The organism is Nonomuraea composti (assembly GCF_012034275.1).
In the GTDB taxonomy this organism is placed as follows: Bacteria; Actinomycetota; Actinomycetes; order Streptosporangiales; family Streptosporangiaceae; genus Nonomuraea; species Nonomuraea composti.
In genome coordinates, this window is record NZ_JAATEP010000020.1 from 77,142 (window position 1) to 96,079 (window position 18,938).

General features: G+C 71.2%; 18 protein-coding genes. 9 read left to right on the top strand and 9 right to left on the bottom strand.

What is annotated here, in order from left to right:
* Positions 1-361: 361 nt before the first annotated feature.
* Positions 362-901, top strand: coding sequence for a GNAT family N-acetyltransferase (locus HCN51_RS26975; RefSeq protein WP_168012818.1), 540 nt, complete (start codon positions 362-364; stop codon positions 899-901).
* A 149-nt stretch (positions 902-1,050) separates the two neighbouring features.
* Complete coding sequence (locus HCN51_RS26980; RefSeq protein ID WP_206067916.1) at positions 1,051-1,494, top strand: globin domain-containing protein; 444 nt, start codon at positions 1,051-1,053, stop codon at positions 1,492-1,494.
* 350 nt (positions 1,495-1,844) lie between these two features.
* Here HCN51_RS26980 and HCN51_RS26985 read toward each other — a convergent pair whose 3' ends face one another.
* Together HCN51_RS26985 and HCN51_RS26990 are read right to left on the bottom strand one after the other, a co-directional pair.
* On the bottom strand, positions 1,845-2,483 hold the full coding sequence (locus HCN51_RS26985; protein ID WP_168012822.1) for a response regulator: 639 nt from the start codon (positions 2,481-2,483) through the stop codon (positions 1,845-1,847).
* A complete protein-coding gene (locus HCN51_RS26990) occupies positions 2,480-3,943 on the bottom strand; it encodes a histidine kinase (RefSeq protein WP_168012824.1) in 1,464 nt (487 codons plus the stop codon). Before HCN51_RS26990 ends, HCN51_RS26985 begins: the two co-directional genes overlap by 4 nt.
* Before the next feature lie 166 nt (positions 3,944-4,109).
* Here HCN51_RS26990 and HCN51_RS26995 point away from each other — a divergent pair, with 166 nt between their 5' ends.
* From HCN51_RS26995 to HCN51_RS27005, 3 genes are read left to right on the top strand one after another with little or no spacing between them, the layout of a single operon-like run.
* On the top strand, positions 4,110-5,576 hold the full coding sequence (locus HCN51_RS26995) for an alpha/beta fold hydrolase (RefSeq protein WP_168012826.1): 1,467 nt from the start codon (positions 4,110-4,112) through the stop codon (positions 5,574-5,576).
* Positions 5,573-6,916, top strand: a complete 1,344-nt coding sequence (locus tag HCN51_RS62395) for an ATP-binding cassette domain-containing protein (protein ID WP_168012837.1) — start codon at positions 5,573-5,575, stop codon at positions 6,914-6,916. Before HCN51_RS26995 ends, HCN51_RS62395 begins: the two co-directional genes overlap by 4 nt.
* Positions 6,913-7,665, top strand: coding sequence for an ABC transporter permease subunit (locus HCN51_RS27005; RefSeq protein ID WP_168012839.1), 753 nt, complete (start codon positions 6,913-6,915; stop codon positions 7,663-7,665). Before HCN51_RS62395 ends, HCN51_RS27005 begins: the two co-directional genes overlap by 4 nt.
* A 385-nt stretch (positions 7,666-8,050) precedes the next feature.
* Here the strand turns inward: HCN51_RS27005 and HCN51_RS27010 are convergent, their stop codons facing one another.
* Together HCN51_RS27010 and HCN51_RS27015 are read right to left on the bottom strand one after the other, a co-directional pair.
* Positions 8,051-9,502, bottom strand: coding sequence for a vanadium-dependent haloperoxidase (locus HCN51_RS27010; RefSeq protein ID WP_168012841.1), 1,452 nt, complete (start codon positions 9,500-9,502; stop codon positions 8,051-8,053).
* Between the two features lie 801 nt (positions 9,503-10,303).
* Positions 10,304-11,533: a CynX/NimT family MFS transporter gene (locus HCN51_RS27015; protein WP_168012843.1), complete on the bottom strand. Its 1,230-nt coding sequence runs from the start codon at positions 11,531-11,533 to the stop codon at positions 10,304-10,306.
* A gap of 77 nt (positions 11,534-11,610) precedes the next feature.
* Here HCN51_RS27015 and HCN51_RS27020 point away from each other — a divergent pair, with 77 nt between their 5' ends.
* Positions 11,611-12,165, top strand: a complete 555-nt coding sequence (locus HCN51_RS27020; protein ID WP_168012845.1) for a TetR/AcrR family transcriptional regulator — start codon at positions 11,611-11,613, stop codon at positions 12,163-12,165.
* An 87-nt stretch (positions 12,166-12,252) separates the two neighbouring features.
* Positions 12,253-13,263, top strand: coding sequence for an amidohydrolase family protein (locus tag HCN51_RS27025; RefSeq protein ID WP_168012847.1), 1,011 nt, complete (start codon positions 12,253-12,255; stop codon positions 13,261-13,263).
* Between the two features lie 2 nt (positions 13,264-13,265).
* Here the strand turns inward: HCN51_RS27025 and HCN51_RS27030 are convergent, their stop codons facing one another.
* Positions 13,266-13,808: a helix-turn-helix domain-containing protein gene (locus HCN51_RS27030; RefSeq protein ID WP_168012849.1), complete on the bottom strand. Its 543-nt coding sequence runs from the start codon at positions 13,806-13,808 to the stop codon at positions 13,266-13,268.
* A gap of 59 nt (positions 13,809-13,867) precedes the next feature.
* On the opposite strand from HCN51_RS27030, the gene HCN51_RS27035 reads away from it, so the two are divergent.
* Positions 13,868-15,163, top strand: coding sequence for an alpha/beta hydrolase (locus HCN51_RS27035; protein ID WP_168012851.1), 1,296 nt, complete (start codon positions 13,868-13,870; stop codon positions 15,161-15,163).
* A gap of 204 nt (positions 15,164-15,367) precedes the next feature.
* Positions 15,368-15,589 carry a hypothetical protein gene (locus HCN51_RS27040; RefSeq protein ID WP_168012853.1) on the top strand — a complete coding sequence of 74 codons (222 nt, stop codon included), beginning with the start codon at positions 15,368-15,370 and terminating at the stop codon, positions 15,587-15,589.
* Positions 15,590-15,603: 14 nt separating this feature from the next.
* Here the strand turns inward: HCN51_RS27040 and HCN51_RS27045 are convergent, their stop codons facing one another.
* Genes HCN51_RS27045 through HCN51_RS27060 form a run of 4 tightly spaced genes read right to left on the bottom strand, consistent with a single transcriptional unit; the run spans position 15,604 to position 18,867 of the window.
* Positions 15,604-16,233, bottom strand: coding sequence for a response regulator (locus HCN51_RS27045; RefSeq protein ID WP_168012855.1), 630 nt, complete (start codon positions 16,231-16,233; stop codon positions 15,604-15,606).
* A gap of 5 nt (positions 16,234-16,238) precedes the next feature.
* Positions 16,239-17,405, bottom strand: coding sequence for a sensor histidine kinase (locus HCN51_RS27050; RefSeq protein ID WP_346433816.1), 1,167 nt, complete (start codon positions 17,403-17,405; stop codon positions 16,239-16,241).
* Positions 17,402-18,145: an ABC transporter permease gene (locus HCN51_RS27055; RefSeq protein WP_168012857.1), complete on the bottom strand. Its 744-nt coding sequence runs from the start codon at positions 18,143-18,145 to the stop codon at positions 17,402-17,404. The genes HCN51_RS27050 and HCN51_RS27055 overlap by 4 nt, the downstream gene beginning before the upstream one ends.
* Before the next feature lie 2 nt (positions 18,146-18,147).
* Complete coding sequence (locus HCN51_RS27060) at positions 18,148-18,867, bottom strand: ABC transporter ATP-binding protein (protein WP_168012859.1); 720 nt, start codon at positions 18,865-18,867, stop codon at positions 18,148-18,150.
* Positions 18,868-18,938: the final 71 nt, after the last annotated feature.

The window sequence follows — 18,938 nt, forward strand, 5'->3', positions numbered from 1 at the left end:
GGGCGAACCACCAGGTCTGCCAGCGCCCGCCCGGCTCTCATCCAGCTCGTCCTCGGCTCAGACCACCGAGACCACGCACCACCGAGACCGCCCACCACGCAGGTCAGCAACCACGCAGGTCAGCCATCATCCAGGCCGCCCACCATGCAGGTCAGCCATCATCCAGGTCAGCCACCACCCAGGCCGCCCACCACCCAGGTCAGCAACCACCCAGGCCGCCCACGCCCTGGCCACCGCCGCGAGCGTGCCTGCCGCCCCGCTCCCGCCCCCGCTCCGGCCCTCGACCCCCCTTCTCGGTGAGCCGCCAGGATCCGGCGCCGCCGCCCAAAGGGCCGGAGAGCTGTGCTCCTATGATCACCACATGCTTGATGAAAGCCGTCATGCTCACGACCTCCTGACCGGCCGGCTGTCGCTGCGACGCCCGTCACCGGACGACATAGACGCGATCCACGCCATCCACAGCGACCCCGCCACTTGCCTGCACAACCCTTCCGACGCCCTGTCCAAGCGCGAGGAAGCGGCGGAGCTTTTCCAGCGCTGGGACGATCACTGGCAGCGCTTCGGTTACGGCTACTGGACGGTGCGACGCCACGGTTCAGACCGGCCGCTGGGCTTCTGCGGGACCAAGACCATGGAACTCAACGGCATGAGCGTGCTCAACCTCTTCTACCGCTTCGAGACCTCGTCCTGGGGGCAAGGACTGGCCAGCGAGGCCGCGACCGCGGTGGTCGACTGGGTGACGCAACGCGTTCCCGAGCGACCCGTCATCGCCCGCGTCCGCCCGGCCAACACCGCCTCCCAACGAGTGGCGGCACGCGCCGGCCTGGTAAGGGCCGCACACCTCGACCTCACCGGCGAGGACGGCCTGGACTGGATCTACGCGAAGAACCTGCGCAACTGAGCCACCAACCGCACCCCTGACCGAGACACCGCGGCCGCACAACCGCCGAGACCAACCTCTCGGCGAACCCCACGCCGACGGGATAAGCTCCGGGAGCGATCTCGAACAGCTCCGCAACGACTACCTATGCGCAGGTCACGATGACGAGCTTGTACGACCACGCCGGCGGCACCGAAGCCCTGCACCGCCTGGAAGAAATCTTCTACACCAAGCTGCTCACCGACCCGCTGCTCAAGCCGCTCTTCCCGGAGCGCAAGCCCTCCCATGTGCCGAACCTGACGTCGTTCACCTCGGAGTCCTTCGGCGGCCCCGACGCCTTCACCCGCGGCCCAGGCTTCGCCTACCTCATCGACGCCCACCGGCACCTGCACATCACCGAAGAGCAACGGCAACGCTTCGTCGACCTGTACATGGAGGCCTTCGAGGAGGCCGGGCTCCCTCGCGACCAGGAGTTCCTGGACGCGGTGCGCGAGCACGTCGAGTTCGGTTCACACGTCGCCATGCAGAACTCCCACGCCACCACGGACGCGGACCTCCACCCTCTACGCGAAGTCCCCCGCTGGACCTGGGCCGGAGACAAGCCAACCCCCTGACCCCCGCGCCCCTGACCAGGACATCGACCTCAATCCGCCCTTACCGACACCACCCCCGAAAGGCCGGCCTACCGTTCCACCTCCTCGGGCGCTGGCGCTGACCGCCACCCGCGCTGAGCACGCGCCCGTCTGCTGCCTGTGCCGATCACCAGCTGCGTCCGCCATCGGCACTGATCACTACGGAGCCTGCCACTCGCGCCGATCGCCCACCACGTTCGCCGCTCGCGCAGCCCACCACCGGCGTCCGCTACCCGAGCCGACCGCCCACCACGGCCGCCACGTCCGCCACCCGCGATCAGCACCCAGGAGAAGAGGCGAGGACAAGGCGGGGCCGCCAGGTGCTCGTCGGCCTAACGCGGCGTGACCAGGCGGGCCTCGTAGGCGGCGATGACGAGCTGGGCGCGATCTCGGGCCTGCAGCTTGGTCAGCAGGCGGCTGATGTGGGTCTTCACGGTGCCGGGGCTGACCTGCAGCTGCTCGCTGAGCTCGGCGTTGGACAGCCCGTGGGCGATGAGCGTGAGCACCTCGCGTTCCCGATCCGTCAACGTGTCGAGCCCGTGGAAGACCTGCTGCGCCGGCCGCCGTACGAACTCCGCGATCAACCGCGTGGTGACGCTCGGCGCGAGCAGCGTCTCGCCGGACGCGACCACCCGGATCGCTTTCAGGAGGTCGTCGGGCGGCGCGTCCTTGAGCAGGAACCCGCTGGCCCCGGCCCGCAGCGCCGCGTAGACGTATTCGTCGAGGTCGAACGTGGTCAGGATGAGGATCCGGGTGTCGCCGGCGAGCTGCTGGGTCGCGCCGATGCCGTCGAGGCGCGGCATTCTGACGTCCATGAGCACCACGTCAGGTGACTCGGCGCGGGCGAGCGCCACCGCTTCCTGCCCGTCGGCCGCTTCTCCGACCACGGTCAGGTCGTCCTCGGAGTCGATCAGCAGGCGGAAGCTGCCGCGCAGCAGCGCTTGGTCGTCGGCGATGAGCACTCGAATCAAGAAATCTCCCATGATGCGTGGACGCCGAACCCGCCTTCGGGCCGAGGCCCGGCTTCGAAGGTGCCGCCGTACATCATGACGCGTTCGCGCATGCCCACAAGACCGTGCCCACCGGAACGACCTGGCAGAACGCGCTGCCCCGACCCGTCGGACCGATCCGGCGGAACGCGTCGCCCTGATCCGTCAGAACGGTGCGGAAGGACGCGTTGCCCTGACCCGTGAGGAGAACTCGGCAGGAGGCGCTGCCCCGACTCGCCGGAACGGTCGGTCAGGAAGCGTTGCCCTGACCCGCTGGGACGGTCGGTCTGGACGCCTTGTCCTGACCCGCCGGGACGGTCGGTCTGGACGCCTTGTCCTGACCCGCCGGGACAGTCAGACAGGACCCGCTGCCTTGACTCTCCGGGACGGCCCAGCAGGAAGCGCTGCCCTGATTCGTCGGCATCGTCCGGCAGGACGCGCTGCCCCGGCCCGTCGTCGACCACGGAGATGCGCACCGTCCTGCCGACGACCGACACGTCCGCCTGGCAATGGGCGGGCGCGGCATGCCTGACGACGTTGGTGATGGCCTCCTGGACGATGCGGTAGACGGATGCGGCCATGCTGTCGGGTAACGTGCCGCTCACCGAGAGGTCGACCCGCACGCCGGCCTCCGCCGCCCGTTCCACCAGGGCCGGCAGGTCGGCGAGGCCGGGGAGGGGCGCGCGCTCGGGTGCGCCGTCGGCGGCGCGCAGCACGCCGAGGAGCTGGCGCATCTCCATGAGGGAGCCGCGCCCGAGCTCCTCGATGGCCAGCAACGCCTTGCGCCCCTCGGCGGGATGCTTGTCCAGGACCTTGGCCGCAACCCCCGCCTTGACGGTGATCATGCTCATCGAGTGGGCGACGACGTCGTGCAGCTCGCGTACGATCCGCAGGCGCTCGTCGGCCGCCGCCTGCTCGGCCTGCCGCCTGGCCTCCTGCCTGGCCTCGCGTGCGGCGAACTCGCGGCGGGTGCGCGCCGTCGTACCGAGACTCCAGCTCGCCGCGACGACCAGCCAGACCATCCCGACGATGAGGACGGGGTCGGGCCAGCCGTCGGCCCGCTGAGCCGCGCTCAGCGCCGAGAGCAGCGCGGCTCCGCCGGTGACGAGCAGGCCCGTCACCAGGGCGATCGCCGATCGCCGCACCGGCCGGCCGGTCGCCAGCGGGTAGATGGCCAGGGCCACGACGATCGCCGGCAACAGCCGGTTGACCTGCACGAAGAGCACGGCGATGCCGATCAGGAGCGCACTGTAGTAGGCGGGCTCCGGCCATACGCGCCGCACCGCCACCGGCGCCACGACCAGCCAGCACAGCGCCACGGAGCCGGCATCGGCGGCCAGCTCCGGCGGACTCGCCGTGGACGCCAGCGCGAGCAGCGCCGCGACGACGGTGTCGACCAGGATGAGCAGCCAGGGTGGAGGCCGCTGGGCGAGCAGATGCACGTCGCCACGTTATCGAGGTACGGGCGGGCGCGAATCGGAGCACGGGCTGTCAGACCAGGGTCGTACTCCGCGGCCATACGCCCGCTTCGTCTGACCCTGGTCCGACCCCAAAGATCGGATCTGGCTCCGATGCGCGGACCCGCCGCCGTGCAGCATCGTTGCCGCCATGAATCGACGCGGACTCATCACCCTGTGCCTGGCGGCCTGTCTCGCCGTGCCGCTCGGCAGCGCCGCGCTGGCCTCGGCGCAGGCCCACGACCTCGTGTGGAAGGACTGTGGTGACGGTCTGCGCTGCGCCGACCTGGTCGTCCCCGTTGACTGGGCCGATCCCGGCGGCCCCAGCACGTCGGTGCACGTGGCCAAGCTGCCCGCGACGGGCAAGGGCTCGAGACCGCTGATCGTCAACTTCGGAGGGCCCGGCACCAGCACCACGATGCTCAGGCGCAAGGGCGATCCCGACGCTCCGGCGGAGCTGCCGAGACTGCTCGACGAGTTGCAGCGGAGCTTCGACGTCATCGCCATCGATCCGCGCGGCATGTCGGAGCCTGCGAGCGGCAAGAGAGTGAGCTGCGCGGAGCCTGAGTCCTCCATATACGGCCTGCTCCTGGCCAGGACGAAGCAAGACTGGGACGCCCACGCGGCCAAGAACGCCGCCCACCAGGCGAGCTGCCGCCTCATGGCGAAATCGACCTGGGGCGGGATGACGGCCTGGAACGTGGCCCACGACATCGACGCCCTACGCGCCGCACTCGGCCAGGACAGGATCATCTACGCGGGCAATTCCTATGGCACCGTCTACGCCCAGGCGTACCTGGAGCTGTTCCCGCAGCGGGTCGGCCGCATGTACCTCGACGGCACCGCCGACCACACCCAGCCGGACTTCGAGGCTTGGCTGCGCAACTACGCACTGACGCAGGAGCGGCATCTCACCCTGTTCCGCGACTGGTGCGCCCGCCGCACCGACTGCGCCCTGCACGGCAGGGACGCCGGCAGGGCCTGGGACGAGCTCGTCGCCAGAGCGCGCCGCGCGCCGCTGCCGGCATCGTCCGGACGAACGGTGTCCGAGGGGCAGCTGTACGCCGGCGCGATCAAAGGCATGAACCCGGCACGCTGGCCCCAGCTCGCCACCGCCCTCCGCAAGGCCCTCGACGGCGACGCCGGTGACTTCCTCGAAGAACTGCGCCTCGACGAGGGCGGCACGTCCATAAGCCAAGACGCCCTGTGCAACGACTTCATGCCCAAGCTGCCCACATATGAGGAGTTCCAGGGCATCGAGGCCAGGCTCCGCGAGATCGCACCGAGGTTCGGTTGGCTCGAGGGACGCTTCGAGCTCGGGCGGTGCTGGGGCCGCAGCGGCGGCGCGTCCTGGGCGCCACATCCGCTGCGCGTGAAGGACACCCCGCCGATGCTCTTCGCGATCGGCGAGCTCGACAACAACACCAACCATCTGGGGCAGGCGCACGTGGCCGAGCAGACCCCGTCCGCGCGGGTCCTGCGGCACGGCGACGGCCACGCGTCCTGGGCAGGCAACACCTGCCTGCGGCGACATGTCTTCACCTATCTCAGCACGGGCGCGCTGCCCGCCCCCGGCACGAGCTGCCCGGCCGAACGGATCCAGAAGGTAGGAAAATGATCGAGGTCATGGACCTGACGAAGGCGTACGGCTCCACACGTGCGGTCTCAGGGCTCACGTTCGACGTCCGGCCCGGACAGGTCACGGGCTTCCTCGGGCACAACGGAGCCGGCAAGTCCACCACCATGCGCATGATCCTCGGCCTGCACGCACCCACCTCCGGCCAGGCGTTGATCAACGGCGTCCGCAAACACGACCTCCGCGACCCCATGCGCGAGGTCGGCGCCATGCTCGACGCCACCGAAGTGCAGGGCGGGCGCACCGCCCTCGACCACCTCCAAGCCCTCGCCTACGCCGGCGGCATCAGCCGCCGCAGGGTCGTACGGCTGCTGGAGGAGGTCGGCCTGGCCGGCGTGGCACGCAAACGCATCGCCGGGTTCTCCCAGGGGATGCGCCAGCGCCTCGGCATCGCGGCGGCCCTGCTCGGCGACCCCGGCGTGCTCATCCTCGACGAGCCGGTCAACGGCCTCGACCCCGACGGCATCCGCTGGCTCAGAACCCTGCTGCGCTCCCTGGCCGCCGAAGGCCGCACCATCCTGCTGTCGAGCCACCTGATGACCGAGATGTCCCTCACCGCCGACCGGCTCATCATCATCGGCCACGGCCGCCTGATCGAAGACACGACGACACCCGAGCTCTTGGCCCGCTTCCAGGACGAGGTCCTGGTCCGCTCACCCCACGCGTCCCGCCTGGCGACAGTGCTCGAGGCAGCAGGCGCCACGGTACGCGCCGCCCCGCCACCGAGCACTTATACGGCAGGCACTGCCGTACGCGCGGCATCATCCGCCCCGCCGGGGACGGACGGCACGTGGCGGGCCGCAGCTCCGCTGGACGCTCACGCCGCAGCCGGCGGCGTACACATTGCGCCATCCGGCCTGCCTGCGGCAGACGCTGCACGCGTCGCACCGCCCGGCCGGCCGGAAGTGGACGGGAGGCGGCCTTTGGCACCACCCAGCATGCCGGAGGCAGACCACACGGTAGGGGCCACACCATCCGGTCTGCCAGGGGCGGCCGGCAATGTGCGCCAAGCACCGCCGGGCACGCGTGGGGCGGACGGCAGGGTGCGCGTCGCGCCGCCGGTCACGCGTGGGACGGACGGCAAAGTCCGCGTCGCGCCGCCAGGCACGGTCGAGGCGGACGGCAGGATGCGCGTCGCGCCGCCGAGCACGCTCGCGGCGGGCGAGGCGGTCTACGAGCCCGGAGGCGAAGAAGGGCTTCTGGTGGCGGGCATGTCCGCGGCCGCCATCGGAGACGCCGCCCTGAGAAGCGGCTGTTCCATCCATGAGCTGACACCGCAGCAGGTGTCACTGGAGGAGGCGTTCATGGAGCTGACCCGATGATCAACGTGATCGCATCCGAATGGCTCAAGCTGCGTTCGCTCCGATCCACCTACTACGTGCTGGCCTGCACACTCTCGACCCTGGCGATCACCGGTGCCGCCGCCTTGTCGATCTCGCGCTACTTCGACACCAGGGGCCTGAGCGGTGAGATCGTCGGCACCGGGCTCCGGTTCAGTGCCGACATCCCTCCTGTCCTGTTCGGGATGCTGGGCGTGCTCGCGATCTCCGGCGAGTACGGCACCGGCATGATCAGGCTCACGCTGACCACGGTCCGGCGCCGATGGATGGCTCTCGTGGCCAAGGCCACGGTGGTGGCCGCCGTGGCCGCGATCGGGGGTCAGGTGGTGGCGTTCGCCACCTACCTCACCGCGCAGGCGGTGGTGGGCGGGCGCCCGATCGGCGCCTCATTGTCCGAACCGGCGGCCCTGGCCGAAGTACTGGCAGCAGGCGCCGGCTCCGCCGTGGCCGCGGTGATCGGGCTGGCTCTGGCCACGATCCTGCGTTCGACTCCGGGAGCACTCGTCGCGTTGGTCGCCCTGCCACTGCTGCCCGCCGTGATCGAGCGTTTTCTCCCGGCCCCGTGGAACGACCGGATGGCGTCCCTGACGCTTCCCGCCCTGACCCGGCAACTGGCGGGCGTCCCCGACTCCGGCGGCTTCGGCCCCGTCACAGCCACCACCATCCTGGCCGGTTACGCCGTGGTCTCCCTCCTCACGGCAGCTTTAGTGATCAACCGCCGCGACGTCTGACAGCAGCACCGCGCCCTTGCACAGCGGGTTCCATGCCGTTCTACGCGAGCGCCCTTGCCGCGTTCACGGAGGCAACTCGCGAGATCGCCAGGCAACCCACGAGATCGCCCAGCGTCGTAGCCAGGCTTACGTAGCAACCCGGGAGATCACCGGCGCCGTCGCCACGCTTGCGCAGGTAACCCTGCAGAACAGTTGCCTCGGGACTATTCGTGGCGTGACTTGTGCAGGTTGCCGGTGCCGCTCTCGGATCGCGCCATGACGTGCGGGCAGGCCAGCCGGGCCGCTCCCAGGTCGAGACATGACCTGCGTGCACGCTGCCGGTGCCGCACTCGCAGCGTGGCATCGCCCGCACGCAGGTCGCCGGGTCCGCCCCGGGTGTGGTGACTTAGCGGGGTGTGGTGGGGAGTTCGGTTAGCTCGTTGGTGAAGACGTGGTTGGCGATGGCGTCTCCGATGGCCATGCCGTCGTCGGCGTCCCAGGGATAGTGGACGCCCAGCCACAACCGGCTCTGCGCGTTCTCCTGGGCCGCCTGTGCGAAGGAGGTGAAGGTCTTGCTTTTGACGGGGGCGGACGGGTCCTCCGTGTCCACGGTGAAGGTCGCGTTGCCGTCGAAGAAGCGGGTCATGATGCCTGCCCAGGCGCCGGCGAACGTGGCGTGGCCCGATACCCAGGACGGGAAGCAGGGGGAGAAGTGGTTGCCGTTACGGTCCACCGACAAGGGGCGCCAGTCGGGGTCGATCTCCCTGATGGCGCTCTCGGGCCGCCACAGGTCGATCCTCGTCTCGTACTTGGTGTCCCACGCGGCGATCGCGGCGTCCGCCAGGGCGAGGGAGACCAGCGTGTAGAGGCGCGCGTTCTCGTAGGGGCTGGTGACGTTGAGCTGCCGGGCCACCTGGCCGGTGTGCACCAGCAGCTGGCCGACCGGCCGATACGTGTCGTCCACGTCGTTGGCCCAGAACAGGGCGGCCGCGGTCTGCGGGGTGGTGCGCTCCAGCTTCGTCTTGGCCGTGTCGGCGGCGCCGCCGAAGCGGCGTACCAGATCGACCTGCCGCTGGTATTCGGTGGTCTGCAGCAGCTGGTCGTAGGTGATGGCCTGCTCCGGCGTGGGCCGCCTGAACTGGGAGCCGGACGTCATCGAGAACGGCTTGACCCGGCCCCAGTTCGGGGTCACCGCGTTCTGGGCGGCGGTGCAGCTCGGGTCGCCGGTGGGCCGCCAGGCGCCCCGCTCCGGGCTGAGCGTGTAGACGGTGCTGTCGGTGGAGCGGTCGTCGCTGCGGAACTGCCGCATCCGCTGCACCACCGAGCTGACCACTTGCAGGTCCAGATAGTCGAAGTCGGTGGGGCTGGTGCCGAAACGATGGGTGAAACGCTGGTCGAGCAGGCTCGTCATGCTCGGGCTGTGCAGGGTCGCGGTTCCGAACAGGTCTAGCAGGATGTTGTAGGCGGTCCTGCCGATGACCCGCTCCTCCTCGTGGTCGGTCTCGCCGAGGGAGAAGTAGCGTCCCGCCTGCAAGTAGGGCTGATACAACCGGGTGCGCCACTGGTCGCGGTACATGGTCTCGGCGTCGAAGATCGCGGCGTTCATCATGGCCGCCGCTCTGGCCAACCTGCCGGGGGCCGCGTCGGGGCCGTTGAGCTGGCGGAAGACGTCCACGAGGACCTGGTTCCAGTACTGGGTCGGATCGCCGTCGTAGTTCGGCGCTGCCGCGAGGGCGGGCTGCGGCGCGGCCACCACGGTGCCGGTCACGGCGAGGGCCAGCGCGCTGCCGAGCGCGGCCACGCGGTGACGCCAGGTCCTGCGGACGCGGGGTAACGGACGGTCGTTGTTCTCCTTCATGAACAGGTCCTCCCTGGAAGTGTCAGGAACTGGGGTGTGTCAGAACCTCTGTGTGTCAGCCATCGGTATGTAAGGACTCGGCATGTCAGAACTCGGCATGTCAGGACTCGGCATGTCAGAACTCGGTCTTCAGGAACTTCGATGTGTCAGGAACTTTGGTGAAGCAGCTGCTGATCAAGCTCAACACACTGATCTGGTAACGGCAAAAGGCTGGATCCTCCCGCGGCGGCTCCTCTCCGAAGGGTTGTGACCTGGTCGTCGGGTGGAGGTCGTCCTCGATGTCGTACGGGTGATGTCCGGTGGCCTGGGCGATGTCCGGCGGCTCGGGTGATCTCCGGTGGCTTGGGCCGGTGGCTTGGGCGATGGGGGGTGGCTTGGGCGGTGGGGTGGCTCGGGGTGATGTGCGGTAGCTTGGGCATTGTCCGGAGGCTTACGCGGTGTCCGGGGGTTCGGGTGGTGTGTCGCGGGGCGGGGCTGCCGCTAGGAGCGGCCGCGAGCCCGTGCCGGAGTGCGGGCGGGCGGTCGGGTGACGGCCCCGGTGGTTGACGTGAGCGTGGACGGCCGTCGGCGCGAAGGGGCTGTCGGGGCGATGGCGGTCAGGTGGTCGGCACAGGCGTGGACGGCCGGAACGTGACGTCGGCGGCACCTGCGAGATCACGACTGCGGTCTCGAGCCTGCCCTCGGCCGCAAAGGTCTTGAACCTGCCCTCACCCGCAGAGGTCTTGAGCCTGCCCTCGGCCGGCAGAACGGGTCAGGACATCGCCCGGGCCGCCGGGCACGCTTCTGTCGTGGGCTCGACGGTCAACTCCGCCCGGGCGAGGGAGCGCGTTCAAGAGTCTGGTCGTCGGCGGGTGCCACCGTGCCTCTGCCGGCCACCATCGCGAAGACCACCTGCCCGGCCGCGGCGACGCACATCAGAACGAGCGGCGCGTGCCAGCCGGAGCTGACCGTGTGCAGCAACCCGAAGATCACCGGCCCTGCGGCGGCCACCAGGTAGCCGACCGACTGCGCCATCGCCGACAACGTGCCCGCCACGGTCGCGTCCTGGGCGCGCAGGCTGAGGAAGGCCAGCGCGAGCACCAGGCACGCCCCGCCGCCCAGCCCGAGAACGACGCTCCACAGCCACGCCCACCCCGGCGCCACCAGCAGTCCGAGGTAGCCGCCGAGCACGACCGCGGAGGAGAGCGTCGCCGCCGCGCGCTGGTCGCCGGCCCGCCGCAGCGCGGCCGGCGCCGCCAGGCTGGTCAGCACCGCGACCGCCTGGAACAGGAACAGCAGCCATCCCGCCGTGGCCGCGCTCACCCCGCTGTCCTGGAACACCTGAGGCAGCCACGTGACGGCGACGTAGAAGCCCAGCGACTGCAACCCCATGAACGCCGTGACGGCCCACGCCAGCGCCGATCCCCACGGCAGCCGGTGCCGGCGGATCGTCTCCGCGGCCGGTCGCGGCGCCCGTACCTGCGGGAGCCACAGCACGACGGCGACGAGCGCGAGCACGATCCAGCAGCCGAACGCGGTGGACCAGCCGCCGGCGGCGGCCTGGCTGATCGGCACGGCCACCCCGGAGGCCACGGCGGCGACGGCGCCCATGACGGTGGCGTACGCGCTGGTCAGCAGCCCCACCCGGGTGGGGAAGTCGCGTTTGATCAGGCTCGGCAGCAGCACGTTGCCCACGGCGACCCCCGCCCCGATCAGGACGGTTCCGGCGAACAGCCCGATCGCCGACGGCACCCACCGGACCCCGATCCCGAACGCCAGCACCACGAGCGCCCACCAGAGGAGCCGCTCGGGCCCCCACCGCGCCGCCAGCCGCGGCACCACCGGCGACATCGCCGCGAACGCCAGCAGCGGCAGCGTGCTGAGCAGCCCGGCCACGGCCGGAGCCAGCCCCAGATCGGCCTGCACCCGATCCAGCAGTGGCCCCACGACGGTCAGGCTCGGCCGCAGGTTGGCCGCCACCACCAGCAGCCCCCACACCAGGAGCGCCTGGCCGGAACGTCCCCTCGAAGTGGTCGAACGCTCCTTCGGCATGGCGTCACCTCTCATGACATAATGCGGAATAAGGAATCCGGATTCCGTATAGAAGTCTAGGCAGGGGAGCGTCCGGGATGTCAACTCCGCAGCGCCGCAAGCCGCGTACCGATGCCGAGCGCAATCGCGATCGGGTCCTGGAGGCCGCGCGCGTGTTGTTCGCCGAGTCGGGTCATGACGTGCCGATGTCGGAGGTCGCGCGGGCGGCGGGCGTCGGCATCGGGACGCTCTACCGCAAGTTCCCGACCCGGGAGGCGCTGATCGAGGCCATCGCCGAGCGTCGGGCCGGCGACCTCGCGGCCGCGGGGCGCACGTTCGCCGGTGAAGGGGCTCAGGGCCTGGAGGGGTTCCTGGTCCACGTGGGTGAGGTGCTGGCCGGGGATCGCGGCATGTCCGAGGTGATCGAGAAGGCCATGGGCTCGGCCGAGCCGCAGGGGGAGACCCGTGATGCGCTGCTCGCCGTCATCGCGGTGTTGATCGGGCGGGCGCGGGCCCAGGGTGTGGCCGGGCAGGACGTGACGGCCGAGGACGTCAACATGGTCATCTGTGGCCTGGCGGCCGTCATCCGCAACGCCGCGGGGGATTGGCGGCGGTATGTCGCGGTCGCCCTCGATGGCCTCCGCCCCCGCTGATATCACCGTTAACGATGATGTTCTGGCATTGATAATAGTGGTGATATCGTTCCTTTGTTGCCATTGGAAACACAAGGGAGCGTCAGCATGCGCATCATCGGAGTGGAAGAGACCGTCGTCGTACCCGCCGTCCACGAGGCGTACAAGCGGGCCGGATCACCCCAGATCCCCGCCCGCGGGTTCGGCGACAGCCCGATCGCGAGGAACCTGCGCGAGACCGGCGAACGGCGGCTGGCCCACATGGACGACCAGGGCATCGACGTCGCGGTCCTGTCCCTGTCCTCGCCCGGCGTGCAGGACCTGCCCGAGGCCGAGGCGATCGCGGTGGCCCGCGAGGCCAACGACCAGCTCGCCGAGATCGTCGCCGCGCACCCCGACCGGTTCCAGGCGTTCGCCGCGATCCCCACCCAGTCACCCGCCGCGGCCGCGGCCGAGCTGGAGCGGGCGGTGGTCGAGCTGGGCTTCCCCGGCGCCATGCTGTACGGCCGCACCGGGGACAAGCTGGCCGACCACCCCGACAACGACGAGCTGTACGCCACCGCCGAACGGCTCGGCGTGCCGCTGCACTTCCACCCGCAGACGCCGGTCCAGCCCGTGATCGACGCCTACTACTCCGGCATCGGCCCGATCGGCGCGCCGCTGGCCGGAGCGGCGATCGGCTGGTACTACGACCTGGGCGTCCAGTACCTGCGGATGATCTTCTCAGGCGTCTTCGACCGGTTCCCCGACCTCCAGGTGATCGCCGGGCACTGGGGCGAGGTCGTCCTGTTCTACCTCGACCACACCGGGTTCTTCGCCGAGGCCGGCGGCCTGCAGCGGCCGCTCGCCGACTACTTCAAGCAGAACTTCTGGGTCGCCGGCAGCGGCACCAACAGCCCGCGCTACCTGCGCTGGACCGCCGAGGTCATGGGCACCGACCGGATGCTGTACTCCACCGACTATCCCTTCACCTACGGTTTCCGGCCCGGCGGTTTCCCCTACGTCGACACCAGCAAGGGCGCCGCCCGTTCCTTCCTGGAGAGCGCGCCCTTCACCGACGAGCAGAAGGCCGACATTGCCCACCGCAACTGGGAACGCCTCACCGCCCGCGCGAGCTGAGGTCAGGAGCCGGCGGGTGGCCGCTCGACCGGGAAGAAGATGGGGCTGAGCAGGTGCTGGGTGCGGTCGGGCGTCGGCTGGTTGGCCAGCAGGGGCAGGATGACCCGACGGAACGCGGTGATCATCTCTTCCAGCTCTTCGCGGGTGAGCCAGACGGCGTGCTGCCGGTAGCCGATGAGGTCGGCCACCGGGTCGGCCCCCTCGCGCTCAAGGTAGGCGTTGAACTCGGCGACCAGGACGGCCATCGACGTGGCGAACGCGCGCCGGTGGTCGTCGGGCGTCATGGCCGCGAGGACGCCGGCGTCGAGGACGGCCCGGTCGTGGCGCAGCCGGTAGCGGCGCTCCACCGCGCCGCGCACCCGCCGCTCGCCCGCCACCTCCAGGATCCCGGCGGCTGCCAGCAGGTCCACGTGCCGGTAGACCATGGCCTTCGAGGTGTCGGGGATCCGCGCGCACAGCTCGCCCGTGGTGAGCTCCCGCTCGCCGCGCATCGCGTGCACGATCCGCAGCCGTACCGGATGCGCCAGCAGCTCCAAAGTGTCCACGATCCAACATTCTCATGGTGTGCTACCGTTCGCAAAACAGTAGAAAGGTTGGTGCCGGCATGACCATGCGAACGGATCCGGCGGCGACCGCCACGGCGGTCGTCGAGATGGCGCGAAGCGGGCGCTTCACGGACGTCGAGGCGTTGTTCGCGCCGCCGCTGCGGGCGGTGGTCTCCGCCGAGGTGCTGCGGGCCGCCTGGGAGAGCCAGCTTTCCGTGCTCGGGGCGATCTCCGCGGTCGGTACGCCGGTCAGCGAGCCGGCCCCCGACAGCTGGGTGGCCGCGACCGGGCAGGCCGAGCTGGTCAAGGTGAGCGTCCCCGTCACGTACGAACGCGGCGAGCTGACCGTGGTCCTGGCGGTCGACGACACCGGTCTCCTGCGGGACCTGCGGCTCGCACCACCCCCCACCGAGCCGTGGACGCCGCCTCCGTACGCCCGCCGCGACAGCTTCGACGAGCACGAGGTCACCGTGGGATCCGGCGCGCTGGCCGTACCCGGCACACTGAGCCTGCCGCGCGGCGACGGCCCGTGGCCCGCGGTGGTGCTGCTCAGCGGCGGCGGCCCGTTCGACCGCGACGCCACCAGCGGCCCCAACAAGCCCCTCAAGGACCTGGCCTGGGGGCTGGCCGGCCGCGGCGTGGCGGTGCTGCGCTTCGACAAGGTGACGCACACCCACGCCGCCCAGGTGGCGGCCATCCCGGGCTTCACGATGAACGACGAGTACGTCCCGCACGCCGTCGCGGCCGTCCACCTGCTCCGGCGCCACCCTGCCGTCGACGCGGCGCGGGTGTTCGTCGCGGGGCACAGCATGGGCGGCAAGGCCGCCCCGAGGGTCGCCGCCGCCGAGCCGTCGGTGGCCGGGCTGGTGCTCCTGGCCGCCGACACCCAGCCCATGCACCGGGCGGCCGTGCGTGTCGTCCGCCATCTCGCCGCCCAGGATCCCGGCGCGCAGGCCGCGGTCGAGACGATCACGCGGCAGGCCGCACGGGTCGACAGCCCCGACCTGTCGGCCGAGACGCCCGCCGCGGAGCTGCCGTTCGGCTACTCCGGGGCGTACTGGCTCGACCTGCGCGGCTACGACCCGGTCGCGACCGCCGCCGCGCTGGGCAAACCGATGCTCATCCTGCAAGGCGGCCGCGACTACCAGGTGACCGTCGCCGACGACCTCGCCGGCTGGCAGGCCGGCCTCGCCCACCGTCCGGACGTCACCATCCGCGTCCACGACGCCGACGACCACCTGTTCTTCCCCGGCTCGGGCCCGTCCACGCCCGCGGACTACCACCGGCCCCAGCACGTCGACGCGGCCGTGGTCACCGGCATCGCCGACTGGCTCCTGTCCACCTGCGAACGCTGACGACCCCCGCGGAACAACAGCCGGATGCCTCTCAAGGGGGCCACACCACCGGCCAGCGCATCACGGCGGACCTCGCCTCGCGCAGCAGGGGAGTGGCACTGTCCGCAGCGCAGGGCAACCGCCTCGCGGCTCATCAGCTCACCCGCGACGCCTGACACCAGGGCCGCCGCCTGTCTGCTCCTGGCGCGTGCGCCGGGCGCCGAGGTGGTCGACGGCGTTCCGGGGACGTTCGGGCTCGACGGGCCGGTCGTGCAGTTCGCGACCGAGCAGATCGTGATCGACCGCGGCACCGGCAGGTTGCTCGGCAAGCAGGGGCTCACGCCGGAAGGCGCCGCCTGGCGGGCCGGGATCGTCAGGAGCACGGGCTGGAGCGACGTGCGGCCGGTGTCGCCCGCCGGATGCGTCCGGTGCACGGCCCGGCTCTGAACGGGGGCGGGCGTTCACCTCGTGCGGCTGAGCAGGCCGCTCTCGTACGCCACCGCGACCGCCGCCGCCCGGTCCTTCGCCTTCAGCTTGGCGAAGACGTGCAGCAGGTGCGTCTTCACCGTCGCCTCCGTGATGAACAGCCGCCCGGCGACCTCCCGGTTCGTCGCCCCCCGGGCGATGAGCGACAGCACCTCCACCTCCCGAGGGCTCAGCGCCGGCGGAGGGACGTGGCGGGCCCGCTGGTCGAGGACGCCGGCCACCGTGGGGGAGAGCACGCTCTCGCCGCGGGCCGCGGCCAGCACGGCCCGCCGCAGGTCGTCGCGGGGCGTGTCCTTAAGTACGTAGCCGGTGGCGCCCTCCTCGATGGCGGGCAGCACGTCGGCGTCGTCGTCGAACGTCGTCACGACGAGCACGCGCACCCCGGGCTGCTGCTCGCGCAGCCGGCGGATCACCTCGACCCCGCCCATGTGCGGCATGCGCAGGTCGAGCAGGACCACGTCGGGGCCGGTGCGCAGGGCCACCGCCAGGGCCTCGCGGCCGTCGGCGGCCTCGCCGACGACCTCGAAGTCGCCGGTGTCGAAGATCCCGCGCAGGCCGTCGCGCACGATGGGGTGGTCGTCGACGATGATCAGGTGGATCGGCATGGGGTTCACGACCTCGCGGCGGCGGGGATGGCGGGGACGGTGGCGGAGATGCCGGTGCCCTGCCCGGGGGCGGTCTCGATCTCCAGGCGGCCGGCCAGGCGGGTGACGCGTTGGCGCATCCCGACCAGGCCGAAGCCGCCCGTACGGCCGGGCTCGTGGACGAAGCCCGCCCCGTCGTCGCGCACGTCGAGGGCGATCACGTCGTCCATGTACGACAGCGTCAGCACCACCCGCCCGGCGCGGGCGTGCCTGGCCACGTTGGCCAGCGCCTCCTGCGCCACGCGTAACAGGGTGTCCTCGACCTCGGGGTGCAGCGGCCGGGCCGCGCCGGTGACGGACACGGCGGCGGGCACCCCCGCCAGCCGCGACCACCGCTCGGCCACCCCGGTCAGGGCGGCGGTGAACTCGGGGCTCTCCTGCAGCGGCACGGGCCGCAGCGCGCGTACCGAGCGGCGGGCCTCGCTCAGGCTCTCCCGCGCCAGGCCGCGCACGGTCGCCAGCCGCTCACCGGCGCCCGGCACGTCGCCGAGGGCTTCGAGCTGGGTGAGGATCGCGGTCAGCCCTTGTGCGATGGTGTCGTGGATCTCCCTGGCCATCCGCTGCCGCTCGCCGAGCACCCCGGCCTCGCGCGCCTGGGTGAGGAGCTGGGCCTGCAGCTCGGCGTTCTCCTCGGCGAGCGCCGCCAGCCTGGCGGTGGTCTGCTTGAGCCGCTCGTTCTGCTCGGTGACGGTCTGGAAGACCAGCCCCGCCATGGACGTGACCAGCACCCCCACCACGAACGAGGCGAGCAGCTCGACCGGCGTCCGGCCGTCGGCGGGGCGGGCGGCGACGAGCACGCCGACCGTGACCGCCACCCCCGCGTACGCCCACAGCCCCGGCAGCAGGGCGAAGCACTGCAGGAACGTCCCCACCCCGGTCACCGTGAACACCGTGTCCACCCTGACCAGCGCCGCGACGACGGCCAGCAGCACGACGACGTAGCCGGCCACCACCCACGGGCGGGCGACCCAGCCGGGATGCGCGGTCACGACCAGCCAGTGCCACGCCACCGCGAACAGCGCCAGCGCGAGCACCTCCACCCGCCACTCCCGCAGCAGCGAGAACAGCGCGGGCAGCAGGACCAGCAGGTACGGCAGCGCCGCCATGACCCGGTCCCACCGACTGGACGTCACCACCGGTACGCCTTCAGCGCGCCGCCACCCGCCGCCACCGCGATCGCGACCATGATCCCCAGCGTAGCCGCCGACGGCGGGGCGCCGGCCCAGCCGTCCCTGATCGCCCGCACCACCGGCGCCATCGGCGTCAGGTCCCCGATCGCGCGCATCGAGCCCGACATCGTCTCGCGCGGGATGACCGCCCCCGACAGGAACACCATGGGGAAGAACAACCCGAGCCCGATCACCGTCGCCGCCCGCCCGCCGGGGGCCAGCGCACCCAGCAGGAGACCGATGGCACCCAGGCTGAGCGCGCCGAGCAGCCAGGCCAGCAGCACGCCGGCCAGGCTCGCGGGAGCCGCCAGCCCGTACCCTGCGGCGCCGACGAGGACGATCAGCGCCGTCCCCGCCACCGCCAGCAGCATGTGGGCGATCCACTGCGCGCCGAACAGCAAGGCGGGCGCGGCCGGGGTCGCACGCAGCCGCTTCAGTACGCGCCGCTCCCGGTACTGGGCGAGCGTGGCCGGCAGGACCACCAGCGCGGCCAGTCCGATGACGAACGCCGCCAGCATGGGCACGGTGGCATCGACCAGCGGCACCCCGCCCGGCAGCGGCTTGTTCCCGCCGCGCAGCTTCACCCACAACATGATCAGCGGGAAGGCCAGCGCGAAGAAGGCCGACATCGGGTCGCGCAGGCCCAGCTTGAGCTCGACGGCGACGACATTGCCGAAGCCCTTCATGCCCTTCATGCCCTTCATGGTCAGTACCTTCCGGTGAGGGCGAAATAGGCGTCCTCCAGCGAGGCGATGCCGGCGCCGGCCTGCCCGATCAGCTCGCAGGGGCTGCCCTGGGCGGTCACGCGCCCGCCGTCGATGATGGCGACGCGGTCGCAGAGCGCTTCCGCCTCGTCCATGAAATGCGTGACGATGACGACCGTCACGCCGCGCTCGCGCATCGTCCGGATGAGACCCCAGGTGGAACGGCGGGCATCGGGGTCCAGGCCCGTGGTCAGCTCGTCCAGCAGGACCACCTCGGGCCTGCCCACCAGAGCCAGGGCGATGAACAGCCGCTGCTTCCACCCCCCGGACAACCCGGCGAACCGGTCACCCTTCCGGCCCGTCAGGCCCCATTCGTCCATGAGCGCCCGCCAGTCGGCCGGGTCGTCGTAGAAGGAGGCGTACATCTTCAGCGCCTCACCGACCTTGATCGCGTCGGGCAGCGCCGCCTCCTGCAGCTGCGCGCCGATGCGCTGCTGGAGCGCGCGCCGGTCGCCGCCGTGCGGGTCCAGGCCCAGCACCCGTACGGTGCCGCCGTCAGGACGCCGCAGCCCCGACACGCACTCCACGACGGACGTCTTACCGGCGCCGTTGGGGCCGGCGATCCCGAAGATCTCGCCGCGCTCCACCGTGAGGGAGACGCCGTGGACGGCCTGGTGGCCCTTGTAGCTCTTGCGCAGGTCGTTGACCTCGATGACTGCCATGCATCGAGGATCTTCGGCCTGGCCCTGCCCCGATATCCACCGATCGGTTGACCCCCTGCCGCCGAGGCTCC